The 16,379-nt window shown below is 70.8% G+C and carries 11 protein-coding genes; 2 read left to right on the forward strand and 9 right to left on the reverse strand.

Going from position 1 to position 16,379, the window contains the following annotated elements:
* The 8 genes from G4D83_RS04915 to G4D83_RS04950 all read right to left on the reverse strand — a co-directional run bounded on the left by G4D83_RS04915 (position 1) and on the right by G4D83_RS04950 (position 10,358).
* Positions 1–261, reverse strand: coding sequence for a DUF5985 family protein (locus tag G4D83_RS04915; protein ID WP_163863311.1), 261 nt, complete (start codon positions 259–261; stop codon positions 1–3).
* Complete coding sequence (locus tag G4D83_RS04920) at positions 254–658, reverse strand: hypothetical protein (protein ID WP_163863314.1); 405 nt, start codon at positions 656–658, stop codon at positions 254–256. Before G4D83_RS04920 ends, G4D83_RS04915 begins: the two co-directional genes overlap by 8 nt.
* A gap of 30 nt (positions 659–688) precedes the next feature.
* Positions 689–1,786: a response regulator gene (locus tag G4D83_RS47080; protein WP_163863316.1), complete on the reverse strand. Its 1,098-nt coding sequence runs from the start codon at positions 1,784–1,786 to the stop codon at positions 689–691.
* On the reverse strand, positions 1,783–2,337 hold the full coding sequence (locus tag G4D83_RS04930) for a chemotaxis protein CheB (RefSeq protein WP_163863318.1): 555 nt from the start codon (positions 2,335–2,337) through the stop codon (positions 1,783–1,785). Before G4D83_RS04930 ends, G4D83_RS47080 begins: the two co-directional genes overlap by 4 nt.
* Positions 2,334–3,167, reverse strand: coding sequence for a CheR family methyltransferase (locus G4D83_RS04935; protein ID WP_163863320.1), 834 nt, complete (start codon positions 3,165–3,167; stop codon positions 2,334–2,336). The genes G4D83_RS04930 and G4D83_RS04935 overlap by 4 nt, the downstream gene beginning before the upstream one ends.
* The gene (locus G4D83_RS04940; protein ID WP_205522571.1) at positions 3,164–9,073 is read right to left on the reverse strand and encodes a HAMP domain-containing protein; all 5,910 of its coding nucleotides are present in this window, start codon (positions 9,071–9,073) and stop codon (positions 3,164–3,166) included. Before G4D83_RS04940 ends, G4D83_RS04935 begins: the two co-directional genes overlap by 4 nt.
* Before the next feature lie 258 nt (positions 9,074–9,331).
* Positions 9,332–10,132: a hypothetical protein gene (locus G4D83_RS04945; protein ID WP_163863322.1), complete on the reverse strand. Its 801-nt coding sequence runs from the start codon at positions 10,130–10,132 to the stop codon at positions 9,332–9,334.
* A 43-nt stretch (positions 10,133–10,175) separates the two neighbouring features.
* Entirely contained in the window at positions 10,176–10,358 is a 183-nt protein-coding gene (locus G4D83_RS04950) for a hypothetical protein (RefSeq protein WP_163863324.1), read from the reverse strand.
* Between the two features lie 45 nt (positions 10,359–10,403).
* Here G4D83_RS04950 and G4D83_RS04955 point away from each other — a divergent pair, with 45 nt between their 5' ends.
* Positions 10,404–13,679 carry a serine/threonine-protein kinase gene (locus tag G4D83_RS04955; protein WP_205522572.1) on the forward strand — a complete coding sequence of 1,092 codons (3,276 nt, stop codon included), beginning with the start codon at positions 10,404–10,406 and terminating at the stop codon, positions 13,677–13,679.
* Here the strand turns inward: G4D83_RS04955 and G4D83_RS04960 are convergent.
* On the reverse strand, positions 13,671–14,789 hold the full coding sequence (locus G4D83_RS04960; RefSeq protein ID WP_163863325.1) for an ADYC domain-containing protein: 1,119 nt from the start codon (positions 14,787–14,789) through the stop codon (positions 13,671–13,673). The two genes, G4D83_RS04955 and G4D83_RS04960, sit on opposite strands and share 9 nt — an antisense overlap.
* Before the next feature lie 191 nt (positions 14,790–14,980).
* On the opposite strand from G4D83_RS04960, the gene G4D83_RS04965 reads away from it, so the two are divergent.
* Positions 14,981–16,378, forward strand: coding sequence for a sigma 54-interacting transcriptional regulator (locus G4D83_RS04965; protein WP_163863327.1), 1,398 nt, complete (start codon positions 14,981–14,983; stop codon positions 16,376–16,378).
* Position 16,379: the final 1 nt, after the last annotated feature.

Raw genomic sequence — 16,379 nt, forward strand, 5'->3', positions numbered from 1 at the left:
TCACGAAGCATCCCAGATGAGGCCGTAGAGCAGGACGGAGACACTGGCCAGCCCGGTCAGCAGGCGCGGCATGTACAGGTCGATGGTGGCGGGCAGAATCACCAGGTCCACGAAGAGCAGCACGTTGCTGACCGCCATGCCCACGAAGCACAGCCCGCTCCACAGGAGCAGCCGGGACTGGCTGCTCTTCCACGCGCGCAGGAGCAGCACCGCGCACGCCACGCTCGTCAACGCACAGAGGATGTAGACCGCCTCAGCCATTGCCGCCGTCCTTGTCCTTCTTCAGCACGAAGGCTTCAGCGAAACCCCGGACCTTGTCCAACGGCCGGGAGAAGATGAAGGAGATGACAGTCACCCGCCGCGCACCGTACACCGCCGCCAGCTCCGTCACCGCCTGCGCGTCTTCCGAGCTCGCGGGACTGAAACGATAGACGGATACGGCTCCGCCGTCGCTCACCAGCAGCTTGCTCGCGGTGAGGTCCGTCAGCCTCGCGGCCGCGGAGGGTTCTGTGATGCGCAGCTCCAGGCTCACCGATGACGCGGTCCACTCCCGTCCCGGATGGGCACGGAGCAGGAGAAGCACTTCCAGCTTCTCCAGGGAGTCGATGTGCGTCGTGATGAAGCGCTGGACCCGCGGGGGCAGTCCGGCGTCGCTCACGCAGCCAACATGCTCCCGTTATTTTGTGCGTCAACCTTTTCCTGCCCGAGGGTGTTCAGCTTCGGGCGAGGGGAGGTCCTCCGGTGGGTCGCGGAGCCTTGTGGGGAGGCCCTGCCCGGCTCCCTGCTCCGGCGGCGTCACGGGGGTAGGCACCAGGTGTCGCAGGCCCTCGACGAGCTGCTCGGTGGCGCTGGGGCCCGTGACGTCGAGCAGCGCCAGCAGCACCGTCTCCGGACGCCCGTACATCTTCGGCAAGAGCGTGCTGAAGGCGCGCACCGAGCCGCGCTGTTCGCCCAGCTCCCAGTCCACATGGAAGCCCTGGAGCGTCTCGCCCCGGGCCGCGCGCATCAGCGGCTGCGCGTCCTGCGGCAGCGCGATTCCATCCTGTCCCCGGACGATGACGCTCTCGTGGAGGCCCTGCGCCTCGCGATACGCCAGACACCCACCGGCCAGTCCCTGGGCGGCCCGGTTGGCCAGCAGGGTGTGGCCGCTGCCCGGCTCCACCAGGGCCAGGGGCGTGGGCAGCGCCGTCAATACGGCCTCCAGCCAGCGCTGCTGGTTGCGGTGTGACTCCATCTCCCGGCGCAGGTGCTCCTCGCGCGCGCGGGCCCGCTCCACCTCCATGCGCCGATGGGCCTCCGCCAGCTCGCTCTCGTGCTCGCGCCGCTGCGTCTCGCGCAGCGCCTCCGCCTGACGCCGCACCAGCTCCGTCTTGCGGAACAGGTCCACGAAGACGCCGACCTTCGAGCGGAGGATTTCCGGCTCATAGGGCTTGAGCAGGTAGTCCACCGCGCCCACCGCGTAGGCGCGCAGCTCCGGGAGCTGGCCGCGCGACAGGGCGGTGAGGAAGAGGATGGGGGTGTTGCGGCTGCGCTCGCGCTCGCGGATGAGGCTCGCCGTCTCGAAGCCGTCCATGCCCGGCATGACGACGTCCAGGAGGATGGCGGCGAAGTCCTGGGTGAGCAGGTGGCGCAGCGCCTCGCGGCCACTCTTCGCGGTGAGGAGCTTCTGCCCCAGCGGCGCCAGCGTCGCCTCCAGCGCCAGCAGTCCCTCCGGCTGGTCGTCGACGAGGAGGATGCAGGCGGGCTCCACGGAGAGCGCCGGGCCCCGCGGGGGCGTGGCGCTCATGGTTGCACCCGGCCGCGCGCCACGTAGGCCAGCCGCGTCAGCCATCCTCCCACCTCGGCGAGCGACAGGCGCTCCACCTCGCCCTCCTGCCCCTCGCCGCCCTCGGACCCGCCTCGCACCACGGCCACGCGTCCGCCCCGCGCCTGGAGGAGGTTCAGGCCCTCCTGGCCGTCTTCATGGCCGGCGAAGAGCAGCGCGGCGGCGGCCGCGCCGTAGCTGTCCGCCGCGGACTCGAAGAGGGCGTCGATGGCGGGACGGCAGCCGTGCTCGGGAGGCTCCACGGACAGGGCCACGCTGCCCCGGTCCACCAGCAGGTGATAGCCCCACGGCGCCAGGTACACGCGGCCGGGCACCAGGTCGTCCTTGTCGTCCGGCTCCACCACCGGCAGCGCGCAGCGACGGCCCAGCGGCGCGGCCAGCAGGTCATGCGGCCCCCGGTGCAGCGCGACGACGACGGGCGTCGGCAGGTGCGCCGGCAGCACGGACAGCAGCGTCTCCACGTCCGCCCCCGCGCTCCGAGGCGCCCCCACCACCAGCAGGCCCACGCTCATGTCACCCTCCGGAAGATGTGGCCGCTGCCCTCCAGCTCTTCGTAGGCGGCGGCGTGCGGCGTGCGCGCGAGCGACTCCTTGCGCCCCAGGCACAGGAAGCCGAAGCGGGCCAGGCTCTCATACAGCCGCGCGTGCACGCGGTTGTGCAGGGCGCGATTGAAGGACAGCAGCGTGTCCCGACACAGGATGACGTGGAACTCGTTGAACGAGCCGTCGATGGTCAGGTTGTGCTGGGTGAAGAAGATGCCGTCGCGCAGCTTCGGCTGGAGCAGCGCCCAGTTGCCGTCGCGCGTGTAGTAGTCCGACAGCGAGCCCCTCCCGCCCGACTCCGCGTGGCGGCGCGCGTCGTCCTCGCCGGGCAGCGGCAGCACGCCGGTGCGCGCGTCCGCCAGGAGCCCCTCGCTGGCATCCGACGCGTAGAGCCGGCAGCGGCCCCACAGGCCCTCCTCGTGCAGCAGGATGGCCAGGGCATAGGTGTCCTCACCCGTGCCGCAGCCCGCGTGCCAGACGCGCACGGACGGCCACGTGCGCAGCACCGGCACCACGCGCGCGCGGAAGTCGCGGAAGAAGGCCGCGTCCGCGAAGAGACCCGGAGGCGTGCTGGACAGCGCGCGCAAGAGGCCCTCCAGCGCCTCGCTGTCGTGCAGCACGCGGGCCTGGAGCGCGGAGAAGGACTCCAGGCGCTCCTCGCGCAGGTGGCGCCGCAGCCGCCGCAGCAGCCGCGGCCGGGAGTGGCTGCGCAAGTCGAAGCCCCAGTGGCGGGCCACGCCCTCCAGGAGCAGGTCCGCCTCCAGCGCCTCCAGGGCCGCCGCCGAAGCCGTGGCGTTCACCCGGAGATCTCCGTGCGCGGGCCTCGCGCCGAGACGCCTCGCGGCGCGTGCAGCCACACGCGCAGCAGGCTGAGCAGCTTTTCGATATCCACCGGCTTGGTGATGTAGTCGGACGCGCCCGCCTCCAGACACTTCTCGCGGTCCCCCTTCATCGCCTTGGCGGTGAGGGCGAGAATCGGCAGGTGCGCCACGCGCTCCATGCGGCGGATGGCGCGCATGGCCTGGTAGCCGTCCATCTCCGGCATCATCACGTCCATCAACACCAGCTCGATGTCCGGGTCTGTCTCCAACTGCGCCAGCCCCTCGCGCGCGCTCTCCGCGAAGGCCACCTTCATGCCGTAGCGCTCCAGCACGGTGTTGAGGGCGAAGATGTTGCGCACGTCGTCGTCCACCACCAGCACCTTGCGGTTGACGAGCAACGGGTCTCTCTCGCGCGCCTTCTCCAGCATGCGGCGCTTGGACTCGGACAGGTTCGCGGGCGAGCGGTGCAGGAACAGGCTGGTCTCCTCCAAGAGGCGCTCGGGGCTCTGCGCGTCCTTGACGACGATGGCCTCCGCCACCCGGCGCAGCTCCGTCTCCTGGGCGCGCGACAGCTCGCGGCCCGTGTAGACGATGATGGGCGGGCCGCTGGCGCCATGCGCCTCGCGCACGCGGCGGATGAGCTCCGTGCCAGGCAGGTCCGGCAGACCCAAATCGAGCACCATGCAGTCGAACCGTCGCTCGGCCAGCGCCGCCAACGCGTCCGCCGCCGTGCCCACCGCCACCGTCTGCACATCCTCGCTGCCCAGGAGTTCCAGCAGCGTCTGCCGGTGCACGGGGTCGTCCTCGACGATGAGCAGGCCCCGGCCCTCGCGCTCCACGAAGTCGCGCAGGGAGGCCAGCGCAGACGCCGCCGCCTCCGGGTCCGCCGCCGCGCGCAGGTGGCCGATGGCGCCCAGGTTGAGCGAGCGCTCGCGGTGGTCCGCGTCGGACACCGTGTACACGGGCAACGCGCGCGTGCCCGCGTCGTGCTTGAGCCTGTCGAGCACCACCCAGCCCGCCATCTCCGGCAGGTCCAGGTCCACCGCCACGGCCACCGGCCGCGCGTTGCGCACGGCGTCCAGCGCGCCCTCCACCTCCGTGGAGACAATCACCTTGAAGCCCGCGCCCTGCGCCGCCGCGCGCAGCCGGGCCGCGTGGTCCGGCACGTGTGTCACCGCGAGCAGCACCTTGTCCCCGGGCTGGATGGACAGCCGGTCATCGTCGATGCCCAGCGACGCCAGCGAGACGGCGGGCACCACCTCCTCCAGGTGGAGCGGCGGCACCAGCGAGGCCGTGTGGGCCAGGGCGGCGGCCGCGGGCACCGTCCGCGAGGTGTCCTGCTGTCCCGGCCGGTCCGCCACGAAGTCCAGGGGCAGGTACAGGGTGAAGACGCTGCCCTGGCCCGGCTCGCTCTCCAGCCGGATTTCACCGCCGAGGAGCCTGGCGATTTCACGGCTGATGGACAGACCCAGGCCGGTGCCGCCGTACTTGCGCGCGGTGGAGCCGTCCGCCTGCTGGAACGCCTCGAAGATGATGTGGTGCTTGTCCTTGGGGATGCCGATGCCCGTGTCTCGCACGGAGAAGGCCACCACCGAGGGCGCGGTGGAGAGCACCGGGTGGTCCGGCGTCCAGCCGCCCTGGGCCATGCCGATGTCGAGCGCCACCGAGCCGGACTCGGTGAACTTGAAGGCGTTGGACAAGAGGTTCTTGAGCACCTGCTGGAGCCGCTTGGCGTCCGTCTCCACCTCGCCGGCCATGCCCCGCGCCAGGTCGATGTCGAACTGGAGGCCCTTCTTGTCCGCCACCTGCCGGAAGGTGCGGTCCACGAACTCGCGCAGGTCGCTGAAGCGCAGCGGGCCCACGTCCACCGTCATGGTGCCGGACTCAATCTTCGACAGGTCGAGGATGTCGTTGATGAGCTCCAGCAGGTCCGCGCCGGAGGCGTGAATCGTCCGGGCGAACTCCACCTGCCGCCCGGTGAGGTTGCCCTCGACGTTGTCGCTGAGCGTCTGACTGAGGATGAGCAGCGAGTTGAGCGGCGTGCGCAGCTCGTGGCTCATGTTGGCCAGGAACTCGCTCTTGTACTTGGAGGTGAGGCTGAGCTGCTCCGCCTTCTCCTCGAGCGCGCGCTTGGCCTGCTCGACTTCGCCGTTCTTCCGCTCCACCTCCGTCTTCTGCTCGGAGAGCAGCTTCGCCTTCTCCTGGAGCTCCTCGTTGGTGCGGCGCAGCTCCTCCTGCTGCCGCTTGAGCAGCTCCTCGGACTGCTGGAGCGACGTGGCCTGCTGCTCCAGGCGCTTGTTCGTCTCCGTCAGCTCCTCCTGCTGCTTGCGGAGCTCATCGGTGAGCGCCTGCGACTGCTTGAGCAGCGCCTCCGTGCGCATGTTCGCGGCGATGGTGTTGAGGACGATGCCGATGGACTCCGTGAGCTGCTCCAGGAAGCCCAGGTGCACGTCGCTGAAGCGGTGGAACGAGGCCAGCTCGATGACGGCCTTGATTTCGCCTTCGAAGAGCACCGGCAGCACGACGATGTTGCGCGGCACCTCCTCGCCCAAGCCGGAGGAGATGCGGATGTATGTGTCCGGCACGTCCGACAGGAGGATGGGCTCCTTCTCCAGCGCGCACTGGCCGACCAGTCCCTCGCCCAGCCTGAAGCTGTTCGAGAGCCCCTTGCGCTCGCGGTACGCGTACGACGCCAGCAGCTTGAGAATCTGCTCCCCGGCCTCGGCGCGCTCGGAGATGTAGAAGACGCCGTGCTGCGCGTCCACCAGCGGCGCCAGCTCCGACAGGATGACCTTGGACACCGTGAGCAAATCCCGCTGGCCCTGGAGGACGCGGGTGAACTTGGCCAGGTTGGTCTTGAGCCAGTCCTGCTCCGTGTTCTTTCGCGTGGTGTCCTTCAGGTTGCGAATCATCTCGTTGATGTTGTCCTTCAGGGCGGCCACTTCGCCCTGCGCGGACACGGTGATGAACCGCGTGAGGTCACCCTTCGTCACCGCCGTGGCCACCTCGGCGATGGCGCGCACCTGCGTCGTCAGGTTGGCGGCGAGCTGATTCACGTTGTCGGTGAGGTCGCGCCAGATGCCGGCCGTGCCGGGCACGCGCGCCTGTCCGCCCAGCTTCCCTTCGATGCCCACCTCGCGGGCCACCGTCGTCACCTGGTCGGCGAACACCGCCAGGGTGTCAATCATCCCGTTGATGGTGTCCGCCAGCTCGGCGATTTCGCCCTTCGCGTCCACGACGAGCTTGCGCTTCAAGTCACCGTTGGCGACCGCCGTCACCACCTTGGCGATGCCGCGCACCTGCGTGGTGAGGTTGGAGGCCATGGAGTTCACGTTGTCCGTGAGGTCCTTCCACGTACCACCCACGCCCTTCACGTCCGCCTGCCCGCCCAGCTTGCCTTCCGTGCCGACTTCGCGAGCCACGCGTGTCACTTCGGACGCGAAGGAGGAGAGCTGATCCACCATGGTGTTGATGGTGTTCTTCAGCTCCGCGATTTCACCCTGCACATCCACCGTGATTTTCTTGGAGAGGTCTCCGCGAGCCACCGCCGTCGTCACCTCGGCGATGTTGCGCACCTGCGCCGTCAGGTTGGAGGCCATGGAGTTCACGTTGTCCGTGAGGTCCTTCCACGTGCCCGCCACGCCCTTCACGATGGCCTGTCCGCCCAGCTTTCCTTCCGTGCCGACTTCGCGCGCGACGCGTGTCACCTCGGACGCGAACGAGTTGAGCTGGTCCACCATCGTGTTGATGGTGTTCTTCAGTTCGAGAATCTCACCGCGCACGTCGACGGTGATTTTCTTCGACAGGTCTCCATTGGCGACGGCCGTCGTCACCTCGGCGATGTTGCGCACCTGAGCCGTCAGGTTGGACGCCATCGAGTTCACGTTGTCGGTGAGGTCCTTCCAAGTGCCACCGACGCCGCGCACCACGGCCTGTCCGCCCAGCTTTCCTTCCGTGCCGACTTCACGCGCGACGCGGGTCACCTCGGAGGCGAACGAGTTGAGCTGGTCCACCATCGTGTTGATGGTGTTCTTCAGCTCCAGAATCTCGCCGCGCACGTCGACGGTGATTTTCTTGGAGAGGTCTCCGCGGGCCACCGCCATCGTCACTTCGGCGATGTTGCGCACCTGGGACGTGAGGTTGGAGGCCATCGAGTTCACGTTGTCGGTGAGGTCCTTCCACGTGCCACCGACGCCGCGCACCACGGCCTGTCCGCCCAGCTTGCCCTCGGTGCCGACCTCCTTCGCGACGCGCGTCACCTCGGAGGCAAAGGACGAGAGCTGGTCCACCATCGTGTTGATGGTGTTCTTCAACTCCAGCACCTCACCGCGAGCATCCACGGTGATTTTCTTCGACAGGTCGCCCTTGGCCACCGCCGTCGTCACGTCCGCGATGTTGCGCACCTGCGCCGTCAGGTTGGACGCCATCGAGTTCACGTTGTCGGTGAGGTCCTTCCACGTACCACCGACGCCGCGCACCACGGCCTGTCCACCCAGCTTGCCCTCGGTGCCGACTTCGCGAGCAACGCGCGTCACCTCGGACGCGAACGAGTTGAGCTGGTCCACCATCGTGTTGATGGTGTTCTTCAGCTCCAGGATTTCACCCTGCACGTCGACGGTGATTTTCTTCGACAGGTCGCCATTGGCCACCGCCGTCGTCACCTCGGCGATGTTGCGCACCTGGGACGTCAGGTTGGAGGCCATGGAGTTCACGTTGTCCGTGAGGTCCTTCCACGTGCCCGCCACGCCCTTCACCACGGCCTGTCCGCCCAGCTTGCCCTCGGTGCCCACTTCGCGCGCGACGCGCGTCACCTCGGACGCGAACGAGTTGAGCTGGTCCACCATCGTGTTGATGGTGTTCTTCAGCTCCAGGATTTCGCCGCGCACGTCGACGGTGATTTTCTTGGAGAGGTCTCCGTTCGCCACCGCCGTCGTCACCTCGGCGATGTTGCGCACCTGGGAGGTGAGGTTGGAGGCCATGGAGTTCACGTTGTCCGTGAGGTCCTTCCACGTGCCACCCACGCCCTTCACCACGGCCTGTCCGCCCAGCTTTCCTTCCGTGCCGACTTCGCGCGCGACGCGCGTCACTTCCGAGGCGAAGGACGAGAGCTGATCCACCATGGTGTTGATGGTGTTCTTCAGCTCCAGGATCTCGCCGCGCACGTCCACGGTGATTTTCTTGGACAAATCTCCCTTGGCCACCGCCGTCGTCACCTCGGCGATGTTTCGCACCTGGGACGTGAGGTTGGAGGCCATGGAGTTCACGTTGTCCGTGAGGTCCTTCCACGTGCCGGCCACGCCCTTCACCCGGGCCTGACCTCCGAGCTTCCCTTCCGTACCCACCTCACGGGCCACGCGTGTCACTTCCGAGGCGAACGCGCCGAGCTGCTCCACCATGCCGTTCACCAGCCGGGCGGTGCGCAGGAACTCGCCCTTGAGCGGGCGGCCATCCACCTCCAGGGCCACCGTCTGGGACAGGTCTCCCTTGGCCACGGCGCCGATGACGCGGCCCATCTCCGTGGTGGGCTGCACCAGGTCCGCCACCAGCGTGTTCACCGACTCCACGCAGTCGGCCCACGAGCCCACGGCGCTCACCACGTTGGCGCGCTGGGTGATGCGGCCCTCCTTGCCCACCACGCTGCCAATGCGCTCGAACTCGTGCGCCATGCGCTCGTTGAGCTCGATGATTTCATTGAGCGAGTCGGCCACCTTGCCGGCGTTGCCCACCTTGTCCACGGGCATGCGCACGGAGAAGTCACCCTTGCGCACGGCGGTGAGCACGCGCAGGAGCTGGCGCGAGTCCAAGGTGTCCGAGTCGTCCACCACGGAGCGCGATGGCGGAGGACTCGCGGCGGCGCGGCGGGAGACCACCTTCTTCACAGTCATTGAGAGCCCCAGCGCGTTCCCGCGAGGAGTGGCCCTCGGCTGCCGGGAACGGAAACTTTCGGAAGGGCTCCGTTCTCCCGCGACTCCCCGGAGCGGGGATAGTCCCCTCGGGAGGGCTGGCTGACAGTCATCTGACACTGCGGCCCCGCTTCGTGAGCCAGGCAACACTTGGCTCGGGACCTACACGACCCGGCGTGAAATCCGGCGCCCACCAGGGCCGGGGCTCCGGCGCTTGCCCGAGCCCTGGTGGACCCTGGCCTAGAAGCAGCGCGCCTTCGCGGCGACGCTCACCTGGTTCGACCCCCCGCCCAGGTACCAGTAACCACCGCTGTCGAAGATGCGGACGTACTCGCCGCCGCCCTCGAACTTGCCCTTCACGTACGTCAAGGCACAAGCCAGGCCCGACGAGGGCCCCATGTACGCCGAGCCCTGGCCCTGGCTCCAGGAAATCTCAGGGGTATAGCCCGTCGTGGGGCTGACGGTGATGCAGCGCGCGCGCGCGCGCACGCCACTCTGGCCGGAGTCTCCGCTCAGGTACCACTGCCCCCCGCTGACATAGGCGTGAACCCACTCCCCGCCGCCGTTGAACTTGCCGGCGACCCCCACCAGGTAGCACATGCGGTTGGTCGCCGTGCCCATGTTCACGGGGTAGTTCATCGACTGCGTCCATTGATACTCGGTGGTGTCCCCGCTCGCGGAAACGCAGCGCGCGGCGCCGTTGATGCTCGTCTGGGACGAGTTGCCACCCAGATACCAGGAGCCGCCCGTCTGGAAGATGTCCACCCGCTCGCCACTCCCCTCGAAGTCGCCCCCCACGCGAGTGAGGAAGCAGGACCTGCCCGAGGTGATGCCCATGGGATTCGCGACATGGCCCTGCGACCAGGTGTACTCGGAGCTCGGGACCAGGGCCTGGGGCTGGGTGTCCAGCTCCGGCGCGGCGGTCACCTGCTTCGCGGCCTCCTCCTGGGACAGCTCGGCCGACAGGTCCTCGGGACCACAGCCCGACAGCACGACGGGAATCGCGAGCGCGACAAACACGGTGTGACGCAACTTCGACATGATGGAGTCTTCCTGTTGATGGGGATGGGTTTGACGACGGAGGTCACGCATCGGCGGGTGCCGCTCGCGTCACCTCGTCGCGGTCCGCTTGAGCAAGGCCCGTGCCTCCCTCGCCGATGATCTTCGCCACTCGGGAGCACGCAGGCGCGCGCCCCACGAGGAGCGGCTGACACAGCTCATGGCACGGCGAGGCGCGCGCGGTGACACAGCACGCGAGCTGTGCCATGCGGCCTCGGGGCTCGACTCCAGGGCCGCGTGATAGCGTCTGGCCATGGCGCCTTCCGGGAGAGACGAGCCGCTCCTCGCTCCGACCGTGGCGTCGGTGGCGCCCACGCCCGCGCCCGTGTCCACGTCGGAGACGCCACCCGCGGAGGCCTCACCCTCCGCCCTCGCCACGTCGGACGCCCCGCCCCCTCGCGACTGGGCACGCTACGAGCTGTTCGAGCTGCTGGGGCGTGGCGGCATGGGCGAGGTCTACCGCGCGGAGGACCGGCGACTTTCGCGCCAGGTGGCCCTCAAGTTCATCCGGGGCGCGGACCCCGAGCGCGCCCTGCGCCTGCTCCAGGAGGCGCGCGCCCAGGCACGCATCGACCATCCCCACGTCTGCAAGGTCTTCGAAGTCGGTGAAGTCGCCGGGCGGGCCTATATCGCCATGCAGCTCGTGGAGGGCGAGCTGCTGGATGCCGCCGCCCGGCACCTCTCCGTGCGGGAGAAGGTCCGGCTGATGAAGGACGTCGCCGAGGCCATCCACGAGGCCCACCGGCTGGGCGTCATCCACCGGGACCTCAAGCCCTCCAACATCATGGTGCTCCGCGCGGAGGACGCGGGGTGGACGCCCGTCATCATGGACTTCGGCCTCGCATATGAGGCGGAGCGGGGACACGGCCTCACCGTCACCGGCGCGGTGATGGGGACGCCCGCGTACATGGCGCCGGAGCAGGCGCGGGGCGACGTGCGCGGCATCGACCGCCGCAGTGATGTCTACAGCCTGGGGGCCACGCTCCACGAGCTGCTCACCGGAGCGCCGCCCTTCACCGGGGCCACGCGGATGGAGACCCTGTCGAAGGTGCTCCATGACGACCCTCCGTCCCTCCGCTCGCGAGTGCCCACGCTGGACGTCGCGCTGGAGACGCTCTGCCTCAAGTGCCTGCACAAGGAGCCCGGCCAGCGCTACGCGTCCGCCCAGGCGCTGGCGGAGGACCTGCGGCGCTACCTGGACGGCGAGCCCATCCTCGGACGGCGCCCCGGCCCGCTGCACCGGCTGCGACGGGCCGCGCGCGGCCCCAGGGCCCTGGTGACGCTCTCCGCGGCGTCGCTGGTGGGCATGCTGCTGCTCGCCGGACTCGGGACGCGGTCGTGGCTCGCGCAGCGGGAGCTGCGGGCGCGGACGGACGCGCGAGTGCGCCTGGCCGAGCAGCTTGGCCAGCAGGTGCAGGAGCTGGAGGCCTTCGTGCGCGCGTTCCAGGCCCTGCCGCTGCACGACACCCGACCCGAGCTGCGGCTCGCCCACGAGCGCCTGGAGAAGCTCGCCGCCCAGGGCCAGGGGCTGGGACCCCCGGAGGAGGGGCTCGTGCTCCAGGCGCTGGGGCGCGGCCACCTGGCGCTGCGCGAGTTCGAGCAGGCCCACCAGTCACTGGAGCGCTCGCGGGAGCTGGGCGTGGACTCTCCGGGCCTGCACTACGCGCTGGGACGCGCGCTCGGCGAGCGCTACCGGCTGGCGCTGGAGGACGCGCGGCGCGGCGGCGGCGAGGCGTGGGTGGCCAGCCAGGAGCCCCTGCTCGCGAAGCGCTACCTGCTACCCGCCCTCCAATCGCTGGAGCGCAGCCGGGGCCTGGAGCTGGAGTCACCGCGCTACCTGGAGGCGCTCATCGCCTTGTACCGCGAGGACCATGTCCTGGCGGAAGAGGCCGCGCGCGAGGCCATGGCCCAGGCGCCCTGGCTGGCCGAGGCGCGCAAGCTCGCGGGGGACGTCTCCCTGGCCCGCGCCATGTCCCTCTTGGAGCAGGGGGACTACGGCGGCGCGCGCGCCGGCCTGCGTGAGGCGGGGGCGCGCTACGAGCAGGCGCTGGAGCTGGGGCGCAGCGACGCGTGGAGCCACGAGGCGCTCGCCGAGGTCTGGCTTCAACTGTCGGAGCTGGACAAGCGGGAGGGCCGCTCGCGCAAGGCCTCGCTCGACCTGGCGGAGGCCGCCGTGGACAAGAGCCTGACGGCGGCGCCGGACCGCGCCTCCGGGCACACGAAGAGGGCCCAGGTCCTGATGAACCAGTACCGCGCGGTGAACTTCCAGGGGGAGCCCGACGCGCGCGACGCGGAGGCCCTGCTCACGGCGTGGATGGGCGCCGCGGGGAGGGCCGTGGAGCTCGACCCCCGCGACGTGCTCGCGCAGGACTCGCTGGGGTACAGCCACTTCATGAAGGGGCTCAGGCAGGCGCGCGCGGGGCAGGCGCCCGAGGCGTCGTGGGACGCGGCCATCCGCTGGCTGTCCCGGGCCATTGAACTCCAGCCGCTCTACCCCTGGGCGCTCAACGACCTGGGGCTCGTCCACCGCTGGCGGGGCAACCACCTGCGCGAGCACGGCCAGGACCCGCTGCCCGCCTACGAGGAGGCCGCGCGCGCGTTCCTGGAGGCGACCCGCGCGGACCCGCGCTACCTGTTCGCCCACTCGAACCTGGCGGAGCTGCATGCGGCGCTGGCGGCCCACCGGCTGTCACGAGGGCTCGCGCCGGAGGCCGACGTCCAGCGGGCCCTGGAGGCCAGCGCGCGCGCCCTCGCCGTCGACGAGCGCTTCCACTCCGCGCATGAACACGCCGCCTCGGCGGAGCTGACGCGGGCGCGCCACCTGCTCGACACCGGCGGAGACCCTGGCCTGGCCCTGGAGCGAGCCCTGCGCGCAGCCGCGCGCGCACGCGCGCTGAATGCCCGCTCCGACCGCGCCCCCTTCCTCCAGGCCGACGCGCACCTGCTCCAGGCGCTCCACGCGCTGCGCGAGGGCCGCGACGCGACGGAGCCGCTCGCCGCCGGGCGACGAGCGCTGGAGGAGGCCTCCCGGCTGTCCCCCTCCTGCGCGGACTGCCGGAGCCTGGGCGCGGAGCTGGCGCTGGCGGCGGCGGACCAGCAGCGGCGCGAGGGACGCACGGGCCTCGCCTCCCTGCGCGGCGCGCTCGACGAGGCCCGGCGCGCCGTGGCGCTCTACGCCTACCCGGAGAGCCACCTGACGCTGGCGCGCGCGTGCTGGCGGTGGGCCCAGGCGGCGACGAGGACGGCGGCGCCGCCCGTGGTCGACGAGGGACTCGCGCAGGTGGAGCTCGCGCTGCGAAGCGCCCCGGATTGGGCGGAGGCCCAGGCCGTGCGCGGAGCCCTGCTGCTGACGCGGGCCCGGACCCTGGAGCCCGGCCCCGGATGGACCCAGGTCCTCCACGAGTCCCACGCCGCGCTCACCCACGCCACCCAGCGCGTCCCCTGGCTGCGCGGCACGTATGCGCGGCCGCTGCGGGACGTGGAGGCGGAACTCGCCCGCCTCCCTCCGGAGCACCCGGTTCTACGGTAGCGGCCGGGGCACTCCCGTGGCGAACGTCGCCGCCGCGCTCCACTGGGGCGTGCTCGCGCAGGCGGGCAGCACGCTGGTGCGAGGGAGGGGGAAGTCGTGGCGACGGTTCCGCGGATTCAGACACACCGCGCCCTGGGGGCCCCAGAGCGCCTCCAGGTGCTCCAGCTCGTCGAGCCGATTGCTGGAGCGCGAGCCGAACCCGTGCGCGTCCCGCCGCAGGAAGTCGGTGCCGTTCGTCGTATAGGCCCTCAAGTCACCCTGACCGACGAAGTACGCGGCGCGCTTCGCCTGGAGGCAGGCCCGGTAGACGTGCTCGCGACTCGCATCGACCTGGAAGGTGTCAGGCGACCAGGGCTGGTAGCCCCACGCCAGACAGGCGCCAATGGCCCCCGTCTCGCAGGCCATCGTGACGGAGTCGAGCCGCTCATCCACGAAGGCGTTCAGCCCGTCCACCCGGCGCGCCGGAAGGAAGACGGAGGCGACGGGCGCCTTCTCCGGTGAGCGGCACTGAGGCAGCCAGGGCTCGCTGCCCGCCTCGCGGTAGAGCACCTGGAAGTGGCGCCCTTTCAGCGGGCTCAGCGTCAGCTCGTAGCCCCGGCTCACCACGTCGCCGTCCACCTCGTCCACGGGGAGCGTGAAGTGGAACGTCAGCCGCCCCAGCGCCTCACCCCGGACCTTCGTGGCCCGCCCTCCCTCGGAGACCACGGCGTAGAGGTCCGTGGGGCTCGCGTGGACCTCCTCGAGCACCGGAGACGCCTCCCGTGACGGAGCCGCCGAGGGCGTGAGCCGGACGGGGATGTCCAGCACCCGCCGACGCTGCTCCAGCGAGCGCACCCGCATGACGACCCCCTCGGGCGTGTTGATGAAGCCCTCGGGACACAGCGTCGCGGTCCTCCCGTGGAAGAAGCAGTAGCTGTGTCCCTCGGCGATGTAGATGCCCAGGCCGTTGGGGTCCGGGTCGCATTGCCCGGTGGGACAGCTTCCCCCTCCGCCCGGTATCACCTCGGGCCGCGTCGCCACGTCGGAGGGGCGACCCGGGCCCGTCAGGCGACAGGCCCCCATCCCCAGCAACAACACCAGACAGCCGAGCCACGCGCAAAGGGTCTTCATCCAGATGTCTCCTCGAAGTGGAAAGCCGGGCCCGACATGGCCCATGGACACGCCCCATAGCGAGCGCCATGCCAGCGCGCCCTTCGCGGGACATCCCAAGGGGCGGGCCCGGTGCCGAGGCACCCCGGAGCGGTGGCACACCTGATGGCACTGTGCCCGAGCGCGCGGGCTCCCGCGTAGGATGGGCGCGCATGGAACAGGACCGGTCGACCCTCCAGCAGAGCGACGCCGCCGACGGCGGGGACGGCGCGGGAGAAGCGCCGCGGCCGGGGCTGATGCGGGTGCTCGGAGCGGGCACCGCGATGGCCGTGGCCCTGCCGCTGGGGGACGAGCTGCTGCTGGGACGCGGCGCCCTGGAGCCAGGCGCGGCCCCGGACCCGCGCATGTCGCGCAGCCACGCGCGGGTGCGCTACGAAGACGGACGCTTCCTCGTCACCGACCTGGGCAGCCAGAACGGCACCTTCGTGGACGGCGAGCCCCTGGCGCCGCACACGCCGCGCGAGGCCTGGCGGGTCATCCGGATGGGGGACTCGCTCTTCGTGCCCGGCAAGGACGTGGGGCCGCTGTCGCGCCAGGGCGTCATGAGGGACGAGGGCTTCATCCGGGGCCCCGCGATGCGGAGGCTGCTCGAACAGGTGTCACGCGCGGCCCAGCACGGCTTCGCCCTGCACATCCACGGAGAGAGCGGCACGGGCAAGGAGGGCGTGGCCCGGGCCTTCCATGACCACGGCCCCCAGAAGGCCGGGCCCTTCGTGGCCGTCAACTGCGCGGCCATCCCCCAGGGGCTCGCCGAGCGGCTGCTCTTTGGCGCGCGGCGCGGCGCGTTCTCCGGCGCGGACGACGCGGACGGCTACCTCCAGGCGGCGGACGGCGGGACGCTGTTCCTGGACGAGGTGACGGAGCTGGACCTGGCCGTCCAGTCCAAGCTGCTGCGCGCGCTGGAGACGCGGGAGGTGTTGCCCCTGGGCGGCTCGCGTCCCCGGAAGGTGGACCTGCGCGTGTGCTCGGCGGGGAACAAGGACCTGCGCGCGCAGGTGGCGAGCGGGCGGCTCCGGGAGGACCTCTACTTCCGCCTCGGCAGGCCGGAGGTCACCCTGCCCCCGCTGCGGCGGCGCCCGGAGGAGCTGCCGCTGCTGGTGGCCCGCTTCCTCCTGGAGCAGGAGGTCCGCCTGCCCGCGCACGTCACGCTCTTCGAGGCCTGCCTGCTCCGTCCCTGGCCGGGCAACATCCGCGAGCTCCGCGTGGAGGTGCGAGGCGCCGCGCAGGAGGCGCTCCTGCGGGCCGCGACGCGCATCGAGGCGTGCCACCTCAGCCCCACCGCGGGGACCGCGTTCAGCGCGACCGCCGGGCCGGAGCCCGAGCCCACCCCCAAGCCCGGGGACGGCGGCGCCACTCCGAAGCCCGCGCGGCGGCGGCCCGTCGTCGTCCGGAGCCCGCCGCTCGCGGACTCCGAGCGCGCGCGGGTGGTGGAGGCCCTCCAGGCGCACGGCGGAAACGTCGCCGCCGCCGCGCGCGCGCTGGGCATGCACCGCACGCACCTGCGGCGTCTGATGGAGCGCCATGGCCTGGACGCTCCGGAGCAGCCGTAGC

Source organism: Myxococcus eversor (assembly GCF_010894455.1).
Lineage (GTDB): Bacteria > Myxococcota > Myxococcia > Myxococcales > Myxococcaceae > Myxococcus > Myxococcus eversor.

Bases quoted from the DNA above. Each gene is read 5' to 3' on its own strand.
- G4D83_RS04945 (WP_163863322.1), bottom strand. From the start codon at position 10,132: ATGTCGAAGTTGCGTCACACCGTGTTTGTCGCGCTCGCGATTCCCGTC.
- G4D83_RS04915 (WP_163863311.1), bottom strand. From the start codon at position 261: ATGGCTGAGGCGGTCTACATCCTCTGTGCGTTGACGAGCGTGGCGTGC.
- G4D83_RS04930 (WP_163863318.1), bottom strand. From the start codon at position 2,337: ATGAGCGTGGGCCTGCTGGTGGTGGGGGCGCCTCGGAGCGCGGGGGCG.
- G4D83_RS04955 (WP_205522572.1), top strand. From the start codon at position 10,404: ATGGCGCCTTCCGGGAGAGACGAGCCGCTCCTCGCTCCGACCGTGGCG.
- G4D83_RS04965 (WP_163863327.1), top strand. From the start codon at position 14,981: ATGGAACAGGACCGGTCGACCCTCCAGCAGAGCGACGCCGCCGACGGC.
- G4D83_RS47080 (WP_163863316.1), bottom strand. From the start codon at position 1,786: ATGAGCGCCACGCCCCCGCGGGGCCCGGCGCTCTCCGTGGAGCCCGCC.
- G4D83_RS04940 (WP_205522571.1), bottom strand. From the start codon at position 9,073: ATGACTGTGAAGAAGGTGGTCTCCCGCCGCGCCGCCGCGAGTCCTCCG.
- G4D83_RS04960 (WP_163863325.1), bottom strand. From the start codon at position 14,789: ATGAAGACCCTTTGCGCGTGGCTCGGCTGTCTGGTGTTGTTGCTGGGG.
- G4D83_RS04950 (WP_163863324.1), bottom strand. From the start codon at position 10,358: ATGGCACAGCTCGCGTGCTGTGTCACCGCGCGCGCCTCGCCGTGCCAT.